At 32.9% G+C, this 14,602-nt stretch carries 13 protein-coding genes; 9 read left to right on the top strand and 4 right to left on the bottom strand.

The window, feature by feature from the left end; translation table 11 throughout:
* Positions 1–249: 249 nt before the first annotated feature.
* Positions 250–405, bottom strand: coding sequence for a hypothetical protein (locus AC061C_RS14080; protein ID WP_478291695.1), 156 nt, complete (start codon positions 403–405; stop codon positions 250–252).
* Positions 406–464: 59 nt separating this feature from the next.
* Here AC061C_RS14080 and AC061C_RS14075 point away from each other — a divergent pair, with 59 nt between their 5' ends.
* The 3 genes from AC061C_RS14075 to AC061C_RS14065 all read left to right on the top strand — a co-directional run bounded on the left by AC061C_RS14075 (position 465) and on the right by AC061C_RS14065 (position 4,883).
* Entirely contained in the window at positions 465–905 is a 441-nt protein-coding gene (locus AC061C_RS14075) for a hypothetical protein (protein WP_478291694.1), read from the top strand.
* A 239-nt stretch (positions 906–1,144) separates the two neighbouring features.
* A complete protein-coding gene (locus tag AC061C_RS14070; RefSeq protein ID WP_478291693.1) occupies positions 1,145–2,308 on the top strand; it encodes a RagB/SusD family nutrient uptake outer membrane protein in 1,164 nt (387 codons plus the stop codon).
* Entirely contained in the window at positions 2,295–4,883 is a 2,589-nt protein-coding gene (locus AC061C_RS14065) for a S9 family peptidase (protein WP_478291692.1), read from the top strand. The genes AC061C_RS14070 and AC061C_RS14065 overlap by 14 nt, the downstream gene beginning before the upstream one ends.
* Positions 4,884–4,928: 45 nt before the next feature.
* On the opposite strand, the gene AC061C_RS14060 is transcribed toward AC061C_RS14065, so the two are convergent.
* From AC061C_RS14060 to AC061C_RS14050, 3 genes are all read right to left on the bottom strand, one after another.
* Positions 4,929–5,180, bottom strand: a complete 252-nt coding sequence (locus tag AC061C_RS14060; RefSeq protein WP_126564146.1) for a hypothetical protein — start codon at positions 5,178–5,180, stop codon at positions 4,929–4,931.
* Positions 5,181–5,296: 116 nt separating this feature from the next.
* Complete coding sequence (locus AC061C_RS14055) at positions 5,297–6,805, bottom strand: MauE/DoxX family redox-associated membrane protein (RefSeq protein ID WP_478291691.1); 1,509 nt, start codon at positions 6,803–6,805, stop codon at positions 5,297–5,299.
* Between the two features lie 101 nt (positions 6,806–6,906).
* On the bottom strand, positions 6,907–7,812 hold the full coding sequence (locus AC061C_RS14050) for a helix-turn-helix domain-containing protein (protein WP_478291690.1): 906 nt from the start codon (positions 7,810–7,812) through the stop codon (positions 6,907–6,909).
* A gap of 438 nt (positions 7,813–8,250) precedes the next feature.
* Between AC061C_RS14050 and AC061C_RS14045 the strand changes: the two genes are divergently transcribed.
* From AC061C_RS14045 to AC061C_RS14020, 6 genes are all read left to right on the top strand, one after another.
* Complete coding sequence (locus AC061C_RS14045) at positions 8,251–8,544, top strand: hypothetical protein (RefSeq protein ID WP_478291689.1); 294 nt, start codon at positions 8,251–8,253, stop codon at positions 8,542–8,544.
* 425 nt (positions 8,545–8,969) lie between these two features.
* Positions 8,970–10,022: a DUF4917 family protein gene (locus AC061C_RS14040; protein WP_126564142.1), complete on the top strand. Its 1,053-nt coding sequence runs from the start codon at positions 8,970–8,972 to the stop codon at positions 10,020–10,022.
* A 192-nt stretch (positions 10,023–10,214) separates the two neighbouring features.
* Complete coding sequence (locus AC061C_RS14035) at positions 10,215–11,174, top strand: hypothetical protein (RefSeq protein ID WP_478291688.1); 960 nt, start codon at positions 10,215–10,217, stop codon at positions 11,172–11,174.
* Positions 11,175–11,417: 243 nt separating this feature from the next.
* Entirely contained in the window at positions 11,418–11,873 is a 456-nt protein-coding gene (locus AC061C_RS14030) for a hypothetical protein (protein ID WP_478291687.1), read from the top strand.
* 174 nt (positions 11,874–12,047) lie between these two features.
* Positions 12,048–12,833, top strand: coding sequence for a hypothetical protein (locus AC061C_RS14025; RefSeq protein ID WP_478291686.1), 786 nt, complete (start codon positions 12,048–12,050; stop codon positions 12,831–12,833).
* 1,041 nt (positions 12,834–13,874) lie between these two features.
* The coding region (locus tag AC061C_RS14020; RefSeq protein WP_478291685.1) for a DUF2971 domain-containing protein at positions 13,875–14,602 on the top strand (728 nt) is incomplete at its 3' end.

Genomic DNA, 14,602 nt, shown 5'->3' with positions numbered 1-14,602 from the left:
AGGGTCGAGGCAGTTTTTCTATTATTTAGTAAAACTTTCGGATAGCTGTGATAAATTATTAAAAAAAAGAATATGGAGTATAAAGAAGTACCGTTTGTAGCATCGATTGATGCAATTACAGGAAACTCTAATTTCATTTTACATTGCTAGTATTGCCAGTATTATTTTTAATAATTTCCCATAATGATTTAAATGAAAATTACTTTTTTCTCTTTTTAAACCCTGTTTTAAATTATATCAGTGCGAATCTTAGTTTAAAGAAAACTCAAACCAGATAGGGACATGGTCTGAAATCATTCTCGCCTCTTTTAAGGAACCGAAAGTTTTGTAAAAAGAAATGATTCCTTTATCAATTCTATTGACTTTGGCTGTGTTGTAAAACATATTATCATATTCGGATGCCAAGTATTTACCCTTTTTGACTGCTTGTTTTAACGAAGTTTTATGGCGGGTTGCAAAACCAGTTGAAGTACGGAGCGGTGCAACTGGACTTTTTGTTTCAGTTTGTTAAGCAGGAAAACTATACTGAAGCATTTGGAACCCTTTTGCCGGGAACCATGTCGAACCAGCCAGCATCATTTGTGTCACACTGGCAAAATCGGGGAGATAGTGGTCCTAATCAGCTTTATAGTACAGGAATCAATCCTACTGCTCAGCGTGCAAACACCCTTTACTCCCAAAGTGATGCGGTTATAACGGATGCTTCTTACATCAGGCTGAAGAATATTTCACTGACCTATGATTTGCCGAAACAATGGACAAAATCCTTTAGTTGCAAGCTGAGCGTGCAGGGGCAAAATGTACTTGTCCTCACTTCTTATAAGGGAGGGGATCCTGAATTTAAGACCGCAGGTTTCATGCCTCCTTTACGCGTTTATACTTCTACATTACAAATCACTTTTTAACTGAAGCCATGAAAAATATACTATCAAAGAAAGCAATGTTACCTATTTTGATTCTAAGTATTGCTATACTGGTTACAAGCTGTGATAGCTTCACAGAAGTTGACCTTCCAGATTCACAGCTTACTGCTGATGCTGTTTTTGAAGACCGTCTTACCGCTAATGCCGCGATGACTGATATTTACACAAAAATGCGCGATAATGGACTATTTACAGGCCTATTTACAGGGTTTTCGAACCAGTTGGGGCTCTACAGTGATGAACTTACCTCCTATTATAATCCAGGTAGTTTATCATTTAATTACGGTACTAATGCTTTGCAAGCATCGGGAACAGAAATAGCACAATTATGGAACAGTAGCTATAGCCAAATTTATGCTTCCAATGCCGTGATTGAGGGTGTGGATCATTCTGTTTCTCTGCCAGAACCTGACCGTAACCAATTGAAAGGTGAAGCTCTTTTTGTACGAGCGTTGATTCATTTCTATTTGGTAAATTCCTTTGGTGGTGTGCCGTATATTAGCACTACCAATTATGCAGCCAATCGCATTGCGCATCGTACTGCTGAAAATGATGCACTACTCTTAGTTAAATCTGATCTTGAACAGGCTATTGCACTTTTGCCCGACTCCTATATTAGTTCAGAACGTGTAAGGCCAAACCGCTATGCGGCTTATGCCATGCTGGCGAGAGTTAACCTTTATCTCCATTTATGGGATCAGGCTTCCAATGCTGCTTCTGCTGTTCTGAACCAAACAGATGTTTATGTATGGGAGAATGATCTTGATAAAATTTTCCTTAAAGAAAGTACAACTACGATTTGGCAATTGATGCCTGCTATGATGGGAGACAATACAAAGGAAGCTAAAACATTTGTGTTTTTTAACGGACCGCCACCTTCATCATCACTTTCACCGACCATTCTTAATGCGTTTGAGTCTAATGATCAAAGAAAAGTGCACTGGACAAAAATGATTACAACGGGTGTTAATAGTTGGTCTCACGCTTATAAATATAAAGAGTTTTCCAACACGGGGAGTTCTGTAGAATACTCGATTGTGCTCCGACTTGCTGAGCAGTATCTGATTCGTGCTGAAGCCAGAGCGCAGCAAGGTGATTTGATTGGCGCTAAAGAAGATTTGAATAAGATAAGGAATACAGCAGGTTTAGGGGATACACCAGCATCAACTAGTGCAGAAATTATCACTGCCGTGCTAAAGGAACGTCAAACGGAACTTTTTTGTGAATTTGGACACCGCTTCTTTGACCTAAAAAGAAATGGCTTATTGGATACTGCATTGTCTCCTGTGAAATTGGGTTGGAATACTACAGATAGATTACTTCCGCTACCTCAAAAAGAATTGTTGTTAAACCCAAATCTGGCCCCACAAAATGATGGTTACTAGAATAGTTCAGAGAAAGAAAAAACTTCGTCATTCTTTTTTCTTTCGCTTAGTTGCTTCTTGTTTTTTGCTAGTGAGCTTCCCTTCAATAGGGCAGGTTTTACAAAAGAAAACGGTACCGGAAGAAGATTATCATTTATGGAGTGATATGCTATCGCACAGTATTTCTGACAAGGGAGGTTGGGCAAGTTACAGCCTGCAATACGATATAGCTGATACATTATTTGCGATATCAACGAAAAATAGAAAAAAATACGCATTTCCTCATGGTACAAATGGGGAGTTTAATGGTGAAAATTGGTTTGCGTGTAAGCAGAATGATACGTTGGTTTTGCAAGACTTGACATCAGGAAAAGTGAATTACTTCCCGAAAATTAGCAGCTATTCATTTTCGGGCAATGGTAAATACTTAATACTGATTAGTGATGATCAAAGTGGTAACCAACGCTTAACTGTAAAAAACATGCTTGGTCAAACCGTGGCTAATGCTGATAATATCAACGAATGGATATGGAATATACGCAAGGATGCGATTGCCTACGTTACTGGAAAAGAGAAAGTGGAAATACTTGAAATCTTTGACAATTTTATAAAAAAAGAGATACCGGTTTTAACAGATGGCGCGATTAAAAACCTGAGCTGGCTTAACCAAACTATTGCCTTTATTCAAAATAATGGCTTGAGAGGCAAGCTGTATGCCTATCGGTTAGATACTGGGAAGCTTTTATCATTTGATCCGGAAAGCTGTTCCAATTTTCCTAATGATATGAGCATAGGCGCTGGTTTTAGTTCGATTACTATTTCAAATGATGGAAATCGGATCTTTTTCAAGTTGAAAGAAAATGTGCCGAATGAAGATACAGCCGAAGTTGTTCAAGTATGGAATGGAAATGATAAGCAAATCTATCCCAATTTAAAAATGTATGGAGACTTTACATTACAGGATAAAGTCGCAGTATGGTTCGTAGAATCGGGTCGGTTTTTGCAGATTAGCAACAGGGAAGAGCCCTCTGTACTAATTGGGCGTACCGAAGAATATGCGTTGACTTGGAATGAATTCGAATCTGAGCCACATTTTGATGGTATAGGATCGAGAGATATTTATGTAACTGCAGTTCAAACGGGTACAAAGCGATTATTGCTCAAAGGATATCCTGGGACGGGGATGGAGCCGGCATTTTCTCCCAAGGGCAATTACTTAACTTATTCAGTAAATGGTGACTGGTGGGTGTATGATTTCAAGAAGGACGAACACCGAAATATTACTCAAGATTTGGGCGTTCCAGTTCGTGATATCGATTATGATCGTGCGGGGCAAGTTCCTTTATATGGTATTGCAGGGTGGAGCATAGACGATAACTCTCTTTTCATTTATGACCCGTTTGATATTTGGATGATTAGCGCTGACGGAAAGACAAAGAAACGGTTGACCAAGGGACGTGAAAATAAAACTACTTTTCGTTTTGCAACTTCCCAACGCATGCTCTCCTCTAAGTTCGATTACATGGATCGGACCAATGCTATCATCAGTAATTCAACGCAGTGGATTTTATTTGCCCAAAATGCTGCGACAGGTTATAATGGATTTTATAGATACGATGGGACAACTGGTGCGCGTCCAATTTTTTGGGAATACAAAAGAACTGACCGTGTGGTAAAGGCGAAAAATAGTAACGCTTTTACTTTTATCTCGCAGCATTTTGATGCGCCCCCTGAGTTGTTGTTCGTCGATGCTCTTGGGAAACCAAATGAATTGTATCGCAGCAATTTGCAGCACCACAATTATTTGTGGGCTAAGGTTGAGAAGGTTTCGTATGTTGTAGATGGAAAACCCTTATCGGGTGTTTTAATTTATCCTGCGGATTTTGATCCTACGGTCAAGTACCCTATGATTGTTAGCATTTATGAAAGACAAGGAGGTAGTTTACATCGGTATGTTAAGCCGACGCTATTGAACGAGAATGGGATTAACTTTACGGTATTGTCGTCAAAAGGTTATTTTATCCTGTTGCCTGATATTGTCTATGAAATGCGGCAAACAGGTGAATCAGCAAAAAAATGTGTATTGGCTGCAGTTGATGCGGTTCTTTTAAAATATAATGTTGACCCCAATAGAATTGGATTAACAGGGCACTCCTTTGGCGGATTTGAAACAGACTACATTATCGCAAAAACGGACCGATTTGCGACCGCTGTATCCGGTGCGGCTATTACAGATTTGGTATCAAGTTATCTTTATTATAACACTGATTCTGCCACTACAAATTTTTGGCGATTTGAAAGCCAGCAGCAACGAATGAGGAAGTCGCTATTTGAAGATTTATCAAGTTATCTCATAAATTCACCTATATTGCAAGCTGAAGGTGTAAACACACCTTTATTGTCATGGACAGGTGAGGAAGATAAACAAGTATATTATTTTCAAAGCATCGAGTATTATCTTGCTTTGAGAAGGTTGAAGAAAGAACATACTCTACTTATTTACCCAGAGGAATCTCATACGATATCTGATAGGGAGAAACAGGCTGATCTCACAAAACGAATTGAGGCTTGGTTTGCGAAATATTTAAAATCTTAAATTGAAAAGCCGTCACATTTTTTTGTGACGGCTTTTCTTTAATAATTAAGGATTACTTCTAAACAACATGGTCGGACATTGGTTGTCGCTTATGCGACGATACAACTGCGAGTTATCAATGCTTGACTTACAAAGCTGACCTTGAACGTTATCACACGATTCTACAGGTTGACAAGGTTGGGCTGCACCAATTACCTTTTTATAACCCGTTTCACTAGCTAGTACGGTTGCCTTTTTTTCCATCGCATTTGAGGATAAAGCACCAACTAATCCGAGAGCAACAAATGCTACCGGCATACCGAATTTTAAAATTTTAGTTTTCATAATCGTAAAAATTAAAAGTTTTGATCTACTCTTTTTTACAGGTTTTCGATCTTGTCCTGCTATTTGGCCAATAGATTGCTTAGTCGGGTTTACGACCGACTCTGTTTTTTATAATTAGCTGTAATTATGGGCTGTAGTTTGTAGCTTATAAGGTGATTTCCCACTAGGGTGTAAAGCTTATCACCATGTACTATTATATCACGTAACTTTTGTTTGTCGACATCGTAAATATAGAAGCTTTCGAGATAGCTATTTGAAGAGATATCATAGCTATCTACAATACTGGCTAGTTTCCACATTTCTAAGCTTTCATATCGACCGGGGATATTACTGTTTACAAAGAGTACATTACCATAAACAGCTGCATCTTTATTTACTAGCAACGGCTTTTTTGCAAATTTTCGCTCCCCACGTTTTTCTAAATCTACCAATTCAATATTTGAATGTGCGATCGTGTCTATTGTATTACCTCTATAATCTAAATTTAGTTTAGGATCGACGACGATAAATTGATTGCGATATGCATACAAGTAAATTATTCTGTTAATTTCATTACTATACATTAATGAGCCATCAGTATCGAATAGGCCATCAATCTGTTTTTGCAATAAATTATGATTTAATACTGTCTTTTCATTGGAGAGTAGATCAACTTTCCCTAATATACTTTCTCCACTACCCCGTTTTTGTACTCGAACTGCCAAAGAGGTTGAGTCAATAGCTTCTGCATAGGTAAAGTACTCAGAGCCAATTTTGTATAACTTAGCCTTCCAGTCCGAAATTTTACCCCTAAATATGCAAGGAACCGTTCCGTCATAAATATAAAAATAGGGACCGTTTACTCTAATTGTCAGTGAACGAAATGGCAAGTCGATTTTGTCAAGAGTAATATTGTGTATCGTTGTTTTATTTAACGCTGTATCTACAACGGTCATTAATAACTGCGAGGTTGTATTTCCCAAGTAAACATGATCATCATCTGCACCAGCAAAATAGTACGACCTTAATTTGAGGTTATAGTCCTTGATTTTGGTTGCAGGGGCACTTGATAAACGCCGCACAAATTTATTGTGATAGCTATGGATATTTTCCGAGATTAAAAATAAAGCAATTACTATAATAATACCTGTCAATGCAGAACTGGACACCACAATTAATTTCCTTTTTATAGTGATAGATGGTGTTGGTTGCAACCACAATCCAATCAGTGCCAAGAAAACAAATCCTATGTTAAAAATCAAATGCTCGTGCCAATTCATTTTTTCTAAAATACCTCCACAAGAACAAGGAACAAATACGCTATGATTTAAAATAATATAGATGTAAGCTGTAAACATTAGCATTAACACGAAAGATGACACCAAGGCTGGATACCTAAACTTTGGTAAAAACAATAAGATAACAATTAAAAATTCAGCTGACGGAACCGCCCATACTACTTGTTCGGCAAAAGAACTCAACAGCGGTGACTGCCCTAGTTGCTGTTTGAAATTCTGGAAATCAAGTATTTTGTTGGTTGCTGAATAAGTAAATAGCAAAATAAAGAGCCAACTTATGAAATTCACTATAACACTTTTAATTTTTTCAGAAGTTTTCATAATTTGCTTTTTTAGTCTTGTAAAATTCTACAATATAAAAGTATAATGTTATGCAAATCAGAACTTTCGTTATCCAAAATAGAGTTGAAGCTGTTCAGTATTTAATTAGCTTCATTCGGGCTACGATCCACTTCACTCGGTGCATACTTAAATCTTTTTTTAAATGCTTTATAAAAGTTGAGGTAGGTATTAAAGCCATTCATTATTGCAATTTCTTTGAGTGGAATCTTTGTTTGCAGGATCATCAAATGTGCTCTTTTTAATCTTTCATCGTGGTAAAAATTATAAATACTTGTTTTGAAAAATTCACGAAATCCAAGTTTCAATTTGTATTCATTACAATCAAAAAGCACAGCTAATTCTTTAAGGGTTGGCAGTGGTTGCTCCAAGTGATTTAATATGTAATCATAAAGATTTTGCATGACGATAGCTTCGGATTGTTTTTCCGGATTTATTTTTATTACATACTTCGGGTCTGACAGCAATTCTTGCAATATCGTAGTAATTGAGTTTACTATTATTTTGTCACTGTAGCGCAGCCGTGAAATGGTGCAAAAAGTTGGAAGTAATTTATTATTACCCGTAACAAAAATAAGATGAACGGTGCTATGGTAATTGTCATCTAGTGAAGCTTCTATCTTTTTTTGATTCCAAATACTGGAGGACTGTGGCGCGATAAATTTTCCAAAGTCTACCTGAAATAATTCTTCAGATTCATAGTATAGTGCTTGCAGAAAGTGTGCATTAAAATTGCTGATAAGAAAGTTATCGTCTAAGATAAATGTTGTTTGTACTAAGTTTTGATAACTGTAATGAGGGTTAACGTAACCTGATTGGAGTAGTATATTATGCATTTCTCCAGCGAGTTTATTAAGCATTTCAGACATCTTGCCGACTTCGTCGTCTTGATCTGTTTTGATAATTCTAAAAGCGAGATTACCAGTTGCCATTTCAAAAAGCATTTGGTAAATCGCCTTTATGCGTTGTTGTATTTTTTGATTTTCCATTAGATTATATAATGAGGAATTGAATGTGGAATATCAAGACAAGTGCTTGAAAAGACAGACAAAACTATATAATGTAATTTTTATTTGCTAAAAGTATAGTGTTCAATTCGGGAATTGAATAGGTGTTTTTTAGAAAAAAGTGAGTGATAAATCGTTTTTTAATTTCATAATCAATGTGTAATTCTTGAGACGATCTATAGTTGAGGTGTGGAGTAATAGGATATATTGTAGTTTGGTTTTTAGGTATTTAGCTGAGAGGGAATGTTTTTGAGTTTAGGAGGAATTATGATAAAAACGGTAGTTGGAAGAGTAAGGGGAAGAGGTAGAAAGATGCTGAGAGGTGTCTTTTTCTTGACATTTATTTTTTGATAATGAGGAAAACCGTAAAGTTTGGTGTTTTAGAAAAGATACATTTGATGAATTTTAAAAATATAAATTATGGTAAGCTATGACGAAAATGACTTGATTAATAATGATTATGTCAACACAACTATAAAAGGAGATAACCCCAATTATACCGCTATTCGTGATCGAGAAAGGGTAAGTAAAAAAGAACTTTACGAAGTCGTGTGGTTCTGTGATGCTTTCGTAAAGGGTTATAAAGTGCCTAAAACCAAAGAAAGCTTTCAAAAGGTTGAAAAACTATTGAGGCTTCCACAAATAAGCAGCGTTGTAATGCGTAAAGAACTTATTGATTTTGTAGCTAAAAATTGGAATTCTAAGTTGGTTTAGAAGTGTTTTTTAAGATGTTAAACTCAACCATTCAAAGAGCTCCTGTAAAAAGGGCTTTTTGATTTCATACTAAAAGAGAACCTGTATGAGATAATAGGAGTTGTTGTGATTTGGGTTGCTAGAATATGGTTAAGAGGGAAGTTTTATGAGCGTTTGAGGAATAGGCATTATAATGATAGTTGGAAGGATAGACGAAAGAAATGAAAAGATGCCGTTATAGAATTAGCTTTCCATTGGATATTCCATTTAAGTCAAAATATCACTAAATGTGGGTATTGTAACAATAGTTAAAAATGATTTTATTTACGAACTAGAATATGTAGCGTGAAATACGGTAAAACTTTAAAAAAAAAAGCGTTACCTGTTGATGTTATATAAAAGTTAGTAGCCATTTTGCGAAAACGACAGAAAAACAGAGAAAATTTATGGAAGTAAAAGATTTAATGACCTATAAAGAAGTTATCGATTCGCTAAATGCAAAGAAACGACAAAAACATTTATTATTTGGTAATGGATTTAGTATTGCTTATGACCCAACTATATTTTCATATAATGCTTTAAGTAAGTTTATTGATGATATTGATAACGATCTTTTGAAAAAACTTTTTGAAGTAATAAATACAAAGAACTTTGAATTAGTAATGCAGCAATTAGATAATTTCATTGAAATTGCAAAAACGTTTAGTACAGACCAAAACTTAATTAAAAAAATAATTGAAGCTAATGAAATTTTAAAGACAAGCTTAATTGAAGCAGTTCAAAAACTTCATCCAGAACACGTTTTTAAAGTTCCCGAAGAAAAAAGCAAATGTTGTCATTTGTTCCTTAACGAATACCTTTCCAAAGAGGGTAAAGTTTTTTCTACAAATTATGACTTACTACCTTATTGGATTTTAATGCGTAATGAATCGAAATTTGCAATAGATGGATTTGGTAGAGAAGTTGAAAACCCTGATGAAGTATTGAGAAAACAAGACCCTATTTTTTCCGAACTTCAATGGGGTAAACATAAAAAAGAGCAAACTATTTTTTACCTTCACGGTGCATTATTAATATTTGACACAGGCATTGAAATTGAAAAAGAAACTTACGATATCGAACATTATCTATTACAAAAGATAAATGAAAGAATGGCTGATAAATCTTACCCAATTTTTGTCACAGCCGGAAGTGCTCAAGAAAAACTTAATCACATTTCTCACAATAAATATTTATCATACTGTTACGATGAATTAACTGAAATAGAAGGTTCTCTTGTCACTTTTGGCTTTAATTTTGGAGAATATGACACTCATATTATTGATGCCATTAACAAGGCTGCAAAACAAGGACAAAGAGCAGGAAACAAATTACACAGCGTTTATATTGGTGTTTATTCAGAAGAGAATCTTAACTATATAAAAGAAATTGAACACAAATTTAGATGTAAAGTAAACATTTACAACGCTGCAACAGTACCAATTTGGGAAGATAAGTAAAAACGGCTACTAACAGCTTTGAGCTAGCTGGATTTTAGTTGAATTATCGTTTCGCATCAAGTTTTCGTTAAGTAGGAAATTGAGCGGTTACGAATTTCCAGTCAACTTAAAGTGGCAAAACGTTAACTACAAGTTTACCGTAGATAACTAAAATTAAACAACTTAACATAAATACTTTTAAATTTATAATTAATGGATAAAGCAAGAATTAAGGATACTGATGAAATTGTTATGGCAGACACTATACTTGATCTTTATCCAAATTATAGTGAGCTAGAATTTGTATGTATTGATGAAATATGTTCTGTTCGTATGTCTCCAACTTGTATTAAAAAGACAGAACGTAAAAAACCACATTTTAAAAAATACAGAAATAGAGAACATATAGAAACCTGTGAATACGCCACTTTAAGTAAATTATACCAAAAAGGAGGAGATCAAAAATTAAATAAAATAGAAATTAGTAAAATTGGTTACCCATCTGTTTTTATTTTAAATGATGATGAAGAAGATTTTAAAAAAATCACTAAAGCCAGACTTGATTGTAAAGACGAAGGAGTTTCTGGCCGTGGTAATGCAATTTCAAAAGTTTATGAATTTGATGATGAAAATGTAAAGTTTGATAGAAAAAATAGAGTACAAAGTATTGATAGAATTGTAAATTGGTATTTAGGTTTTCCACATAATAGAGATGTTGAGATAGAAATAAATTCTATAAAAATCGAATATAGATATTTTTTCAAACAAATAAAATATTTCACAGATCCTACAAAATTGCAAAATGAGAGAATATTTTATGGTAAGCTTATATTATCAAAAACAAACAAAAATGTGTTTGATAAATATACTGATTGCGTTTATTTTAACTTATTGGCTTATAAAGATGAGTCCAAAAAAAAATCTAATTATTCTGTTAAAATTGATAAAAAGGGAATGTCAAAACATAGTTTATCTAGGTTAAAAAATAAGTATGACAAGTTATTTGACAAAGCATTTACGGAATTAGAAGAAGGAACAAACGAACTTAATTTCGGTCTGTATGTTTTCGTTTATGGGACGATTGACGAGAATAATGATACCATTATGAATGTCAAACAAAATCATATTACTTTTAGATATGATGAAGTTAGAAAAACAATTATTGAAGTTTAAAATAATTACTAAACAGTTTTATGAATATTTAATACATTGAAAATAGAACCTGTAGTAAACAGCTAGAGCTTTGTTGGGCTTGAAAAGTCAACAATGAAGCCTGCGTTGAACGGAACCGGGGTAGTTTGAAAAGAAAAATAATTACGGTTTAAATCGCATATATATACTTTCTAATTAATAAAATAAAGTTCGTTTGGAGGTTTTTAGATGAACTGATTTACAGGCAATTTAAATAATATTATCGTGAAAAAAGAAACCAAAAATATTTTCATAACAATAACAATAAATTTAGTTGTGGCGGCTTTAATATTTTTGTTTTTGATAAATTTCGATTTAACTGAATTCATAAAATTTATTTCAATCTTATTTTTAAATTTTTTCATAGGAATACTTGGTCTGTATTTTATAGGATATTTAATCGGGCAAAACCTAAATAAGCTAAAGAATAAAAATAATAAATATAATGTCTTGCATGGTGTTCTAGCAATTTTTGGAGTTTTATTTTTCGGAACATTAATTGGATCTACAATAGGTTTTTTGCAAGAAGGACTTCCTGATGGTTACGAATATAACTTTAAAGAAGAATTATACGATTATTATTTTAAACCATTTTTTTGGATTTTTATGTTTGGATTTGTTCCAACTCTAGTAAGCGGAATTATATTGGGATACAAATTAAAAACTACCTATCACATCTAAAGGTTTCGTTGCTTGCGCATCACGAACAATGAAACCCTTGTTGAACGGAATTGGAGGTAGTTTAAATCCTGTATATTTACTTCCTAATTAATAAAATAAAGGTCGTTTAAAGGTTTTTAGACAAACTGACGTTGGCAGAAATTTTAAAAAAAAACTAGAGAATTCAAGAAACAAATGAAACAAAATAAATTAATTAATGAAACTCAAATAGTTAGTTTTATACTTATTGGATTAGCAATATTTGGATTTGTTATAATTTTTTTTCAATTTTTATGGAATGCTGAAAAGCCTGAAAATTTTGGTGTATTAGGTGATCCATTGGGCGGAATATTAAATCCAATAATTGCTATAGCAAGTGCGCTATTAACCTTTATTGCCTTTTACATACAGAAATTAGCAAATGATGAATTAAAAAGACAATTTCTACATACACAAAAAAACGAACATCAAGATTTACTTTTTAAAAATTATAGAGATAGAATTTTACTAATTGCAAACGAAATCAATAACTTTAAAATTTCTTTTCACGGTGGAACATTAATTTCTGATACAAATTCGCTAAATGATAAAAATGCAAAAAAATATAACTTTGTCGGTATTCAGGCAATAAATCTTTTTTTAGTCGAATATTTTAAAATAAGAGAAAATAAATTAAGTCAAGGAAAAAATAAAATTGATATTCAGGATTCCTATCATTCAATCCACCTTCATATAAATAATTTAATTGTCGCTTATTACAATGTACATCTTGCAGTAGAACAATGTGAATTAGAAATTGATCATAAAAATGAATTGATAGAATTGTTAAGTTTTACATATTATTCGAAATTTAATTATGTGATAGAATTCTTAAGATTACAAGACTTACATCCAAAAGCAAAAGAGCGAATAGATTATATTTACGAACATTATAAAAGAATTACAAATCAAGAACAACCATCGTCAAATATCTTGGTGTGATTGAAACTTCTGGGATTTGCTTAAAGGAACTCCTTGAACTCAAAGAGAACGATTTATCGGAACTTTTTGAAGTTTCCAATGAGTTAAATCCTGCCAATAGAGAGCAGAAACAAAGATTTGTACAAAAGCAAAAAAATAATTGAGTATTTTAAGTACAAATAAAACCAACACAACAGCTAAGTTTTCGTTGTGTGAGTAGTAATAATAATGGAACTCGTATTGAAAGGAAGCGGAGGTAGTTTTAATAAGAAAGATAATTGTAGTTTAAATCATATATTTACTTCTCAATAACAAAATAAAGTTCGTTTGGAGGTTTTTCTTCCGAAGCTCCGGCAGAACTGGAGTTGTGCATAATTATAACTGAAACTAGAATCTAAATTGAAAATTTTATAAAATGACATATACAATGCAAAGAATATCTTTTATGTTAATTACATCTTTTATGTTTTATGGTTGTGCAGGAACAATAAACACAGTAAAATCGCCAGAGTATAACACTAAAAATTATAAAATAGCATATATAATTTCTACAGATAATTCTCAGTACATTTAATTTAAATTTGGTATTATTACTCCTTTCGCATACATAATACCATCAGATGATCCAGCAGTACAGCATGATATAATTGGCACCACAGCTGATGTAATAAAAAACGAGCTTGAAAAGAATGGTATTATAGCTGTAATTGGAAAAAAAGAAGATACTACTGTTGGTTTTGATTTTATAGTTCAATATTATGATACATGGAGATGGGATTTCAAAAAAATACTCGATAAACTTGAAATTGTTTTTATCACATCTAAAGGCGATAAAGTCATTGCGAAATCAACGTATAATATTTATAAAAACAAGGAAATGCATAATTTTCCAACACCCGAAAAGGAAGTTCCAAAAATGATAAAAGGAATGCTGTCAAAATAAAAATAATTGTAATTTGAATCATAGATATTTACTTTCTAATTAACTAAATAAAGTTTGTTTGGACATTTTTAGACGAACTGGAGTTGTAGGTAATTACCCAAACGTTACATTTAAAAAGGATGTTAGTATACAAGTATAGAGGAGGAAATGAAGAAGTTTTTCAAAGAGATTTAAGCTCGATTGAAAAAAATTACTTTTGGAGTTCTAGTATTGATGAACTGAATGATCCATGGGAAACAATAATACAGTCAGAAAAATTTATAACACAATCTAAAACAATTAGCTGGTTGTTTGGAAAACATACAAATGAAAAATTATATAATCTTAATGAAGCACTAGAAAGTTTTCTTTCATTGAATAAAAGAATTGGAATTTATTCTTTATCAAAAACCTTTTTGGATGAATTGCTTTGGGCGCATTATGCAAATTCGCACAAAGGATTTTGTATAGAATATAATTTAGAAGTTTTACTCGATACTTTTAAGACAGAAAAAGTATTTTCTTTTCCTGTAAAATATAATAAAGTTCCGCCAGACATAACTCTTGCAGATATCAACACCAAAAATGGTGGACTTATTCACAAATTATCTGGTTTTAAATCTAAACGATGGGAATATGAAGAAGAGCATAGAATAATTACAGATTATTCAGGAAAACAATCATATAATCATCTAGCTTTAAAATCAATATATTTCGGTTTAAGAATGTCTGAAGAACATAAGTTAGAAATGTTTGACAGGTTGAAAGGTAGAAACATATTTTTTTTTCAAATTCAACATCTTGAAAAGTCATATAAATTTGAAGCTATCAGAATTGAAAATCCTTTTGGAGAAAATATCCATTATTT

It is taken from the genome of Flavobacterium sp. GNP010, from assembly GCF_056428945.1.
The sequence above is the reverse complement of the archived record's forward strand: the minus strand, read 5'-3'. Positions and strand labels throughout refer to the sequence as shown.

Excerpts from the sequence above, each read along its gene's own strand:
- AC061C_RS14025 (WP_478291686.1), top strand. The coding sequence starts at position 12,048 with ATGAAACAAAATAAATTAATTAATGAAACTCAAATAGTTAGTTTTATA.
- AC061C_RS14060 (WP_126564146.1), bottom strand. The coding sequence starts at position 5,180 with ATGCCGGTAGCATTTGTTGCTCTCGGATTAGTTGGTGCTTTATCCTCA.
- AC061C_RS14035 (WP_478291688.1), top strand. The coding sequence starts at position 10,215 with ATGGATAAAGCAAGAATTAAGGATACTGATGAAATTGTTATGGCAGAC.
- AC061C_RS14045 (WP_478291689.1), top strand. The coding sequence starts at position 8,251 with ATGGTAAGCTATGACGAAAATGACTTGATTAATAATGATTATGTCAAC.
- AC061C_RS14055 (WP_478291691.1), bottom strand. The coding sequence starts at position 6,805 with ATGAAAACTTCTGAAAAAATTAAAAGTGTTATAGTGAATTTCATAAGT.
- AC061C_RS14050 (WP_478291690.1), bottom strand. The coding sequence starts at position 7,812 with ATGGAAAATCAAAAAATACAACAACGCATAAAGGCGATTTACCAAATG.
- AC061C_RS14065 (WP_478291692.1), top strand. The coding sequence starts at position 2,295 with ATGATGGTTACTAGAATAGTTCAGAGAAAGAAAAAACTTCGTCATTCT.
- AC061C_RS14040 (WP_126564142.1), top strand. The coding sequence starts at position 8,970 with ATGGAAGTAAAAGATTTAATGACCTATAAAGAAGTTATCGATTCGCTA.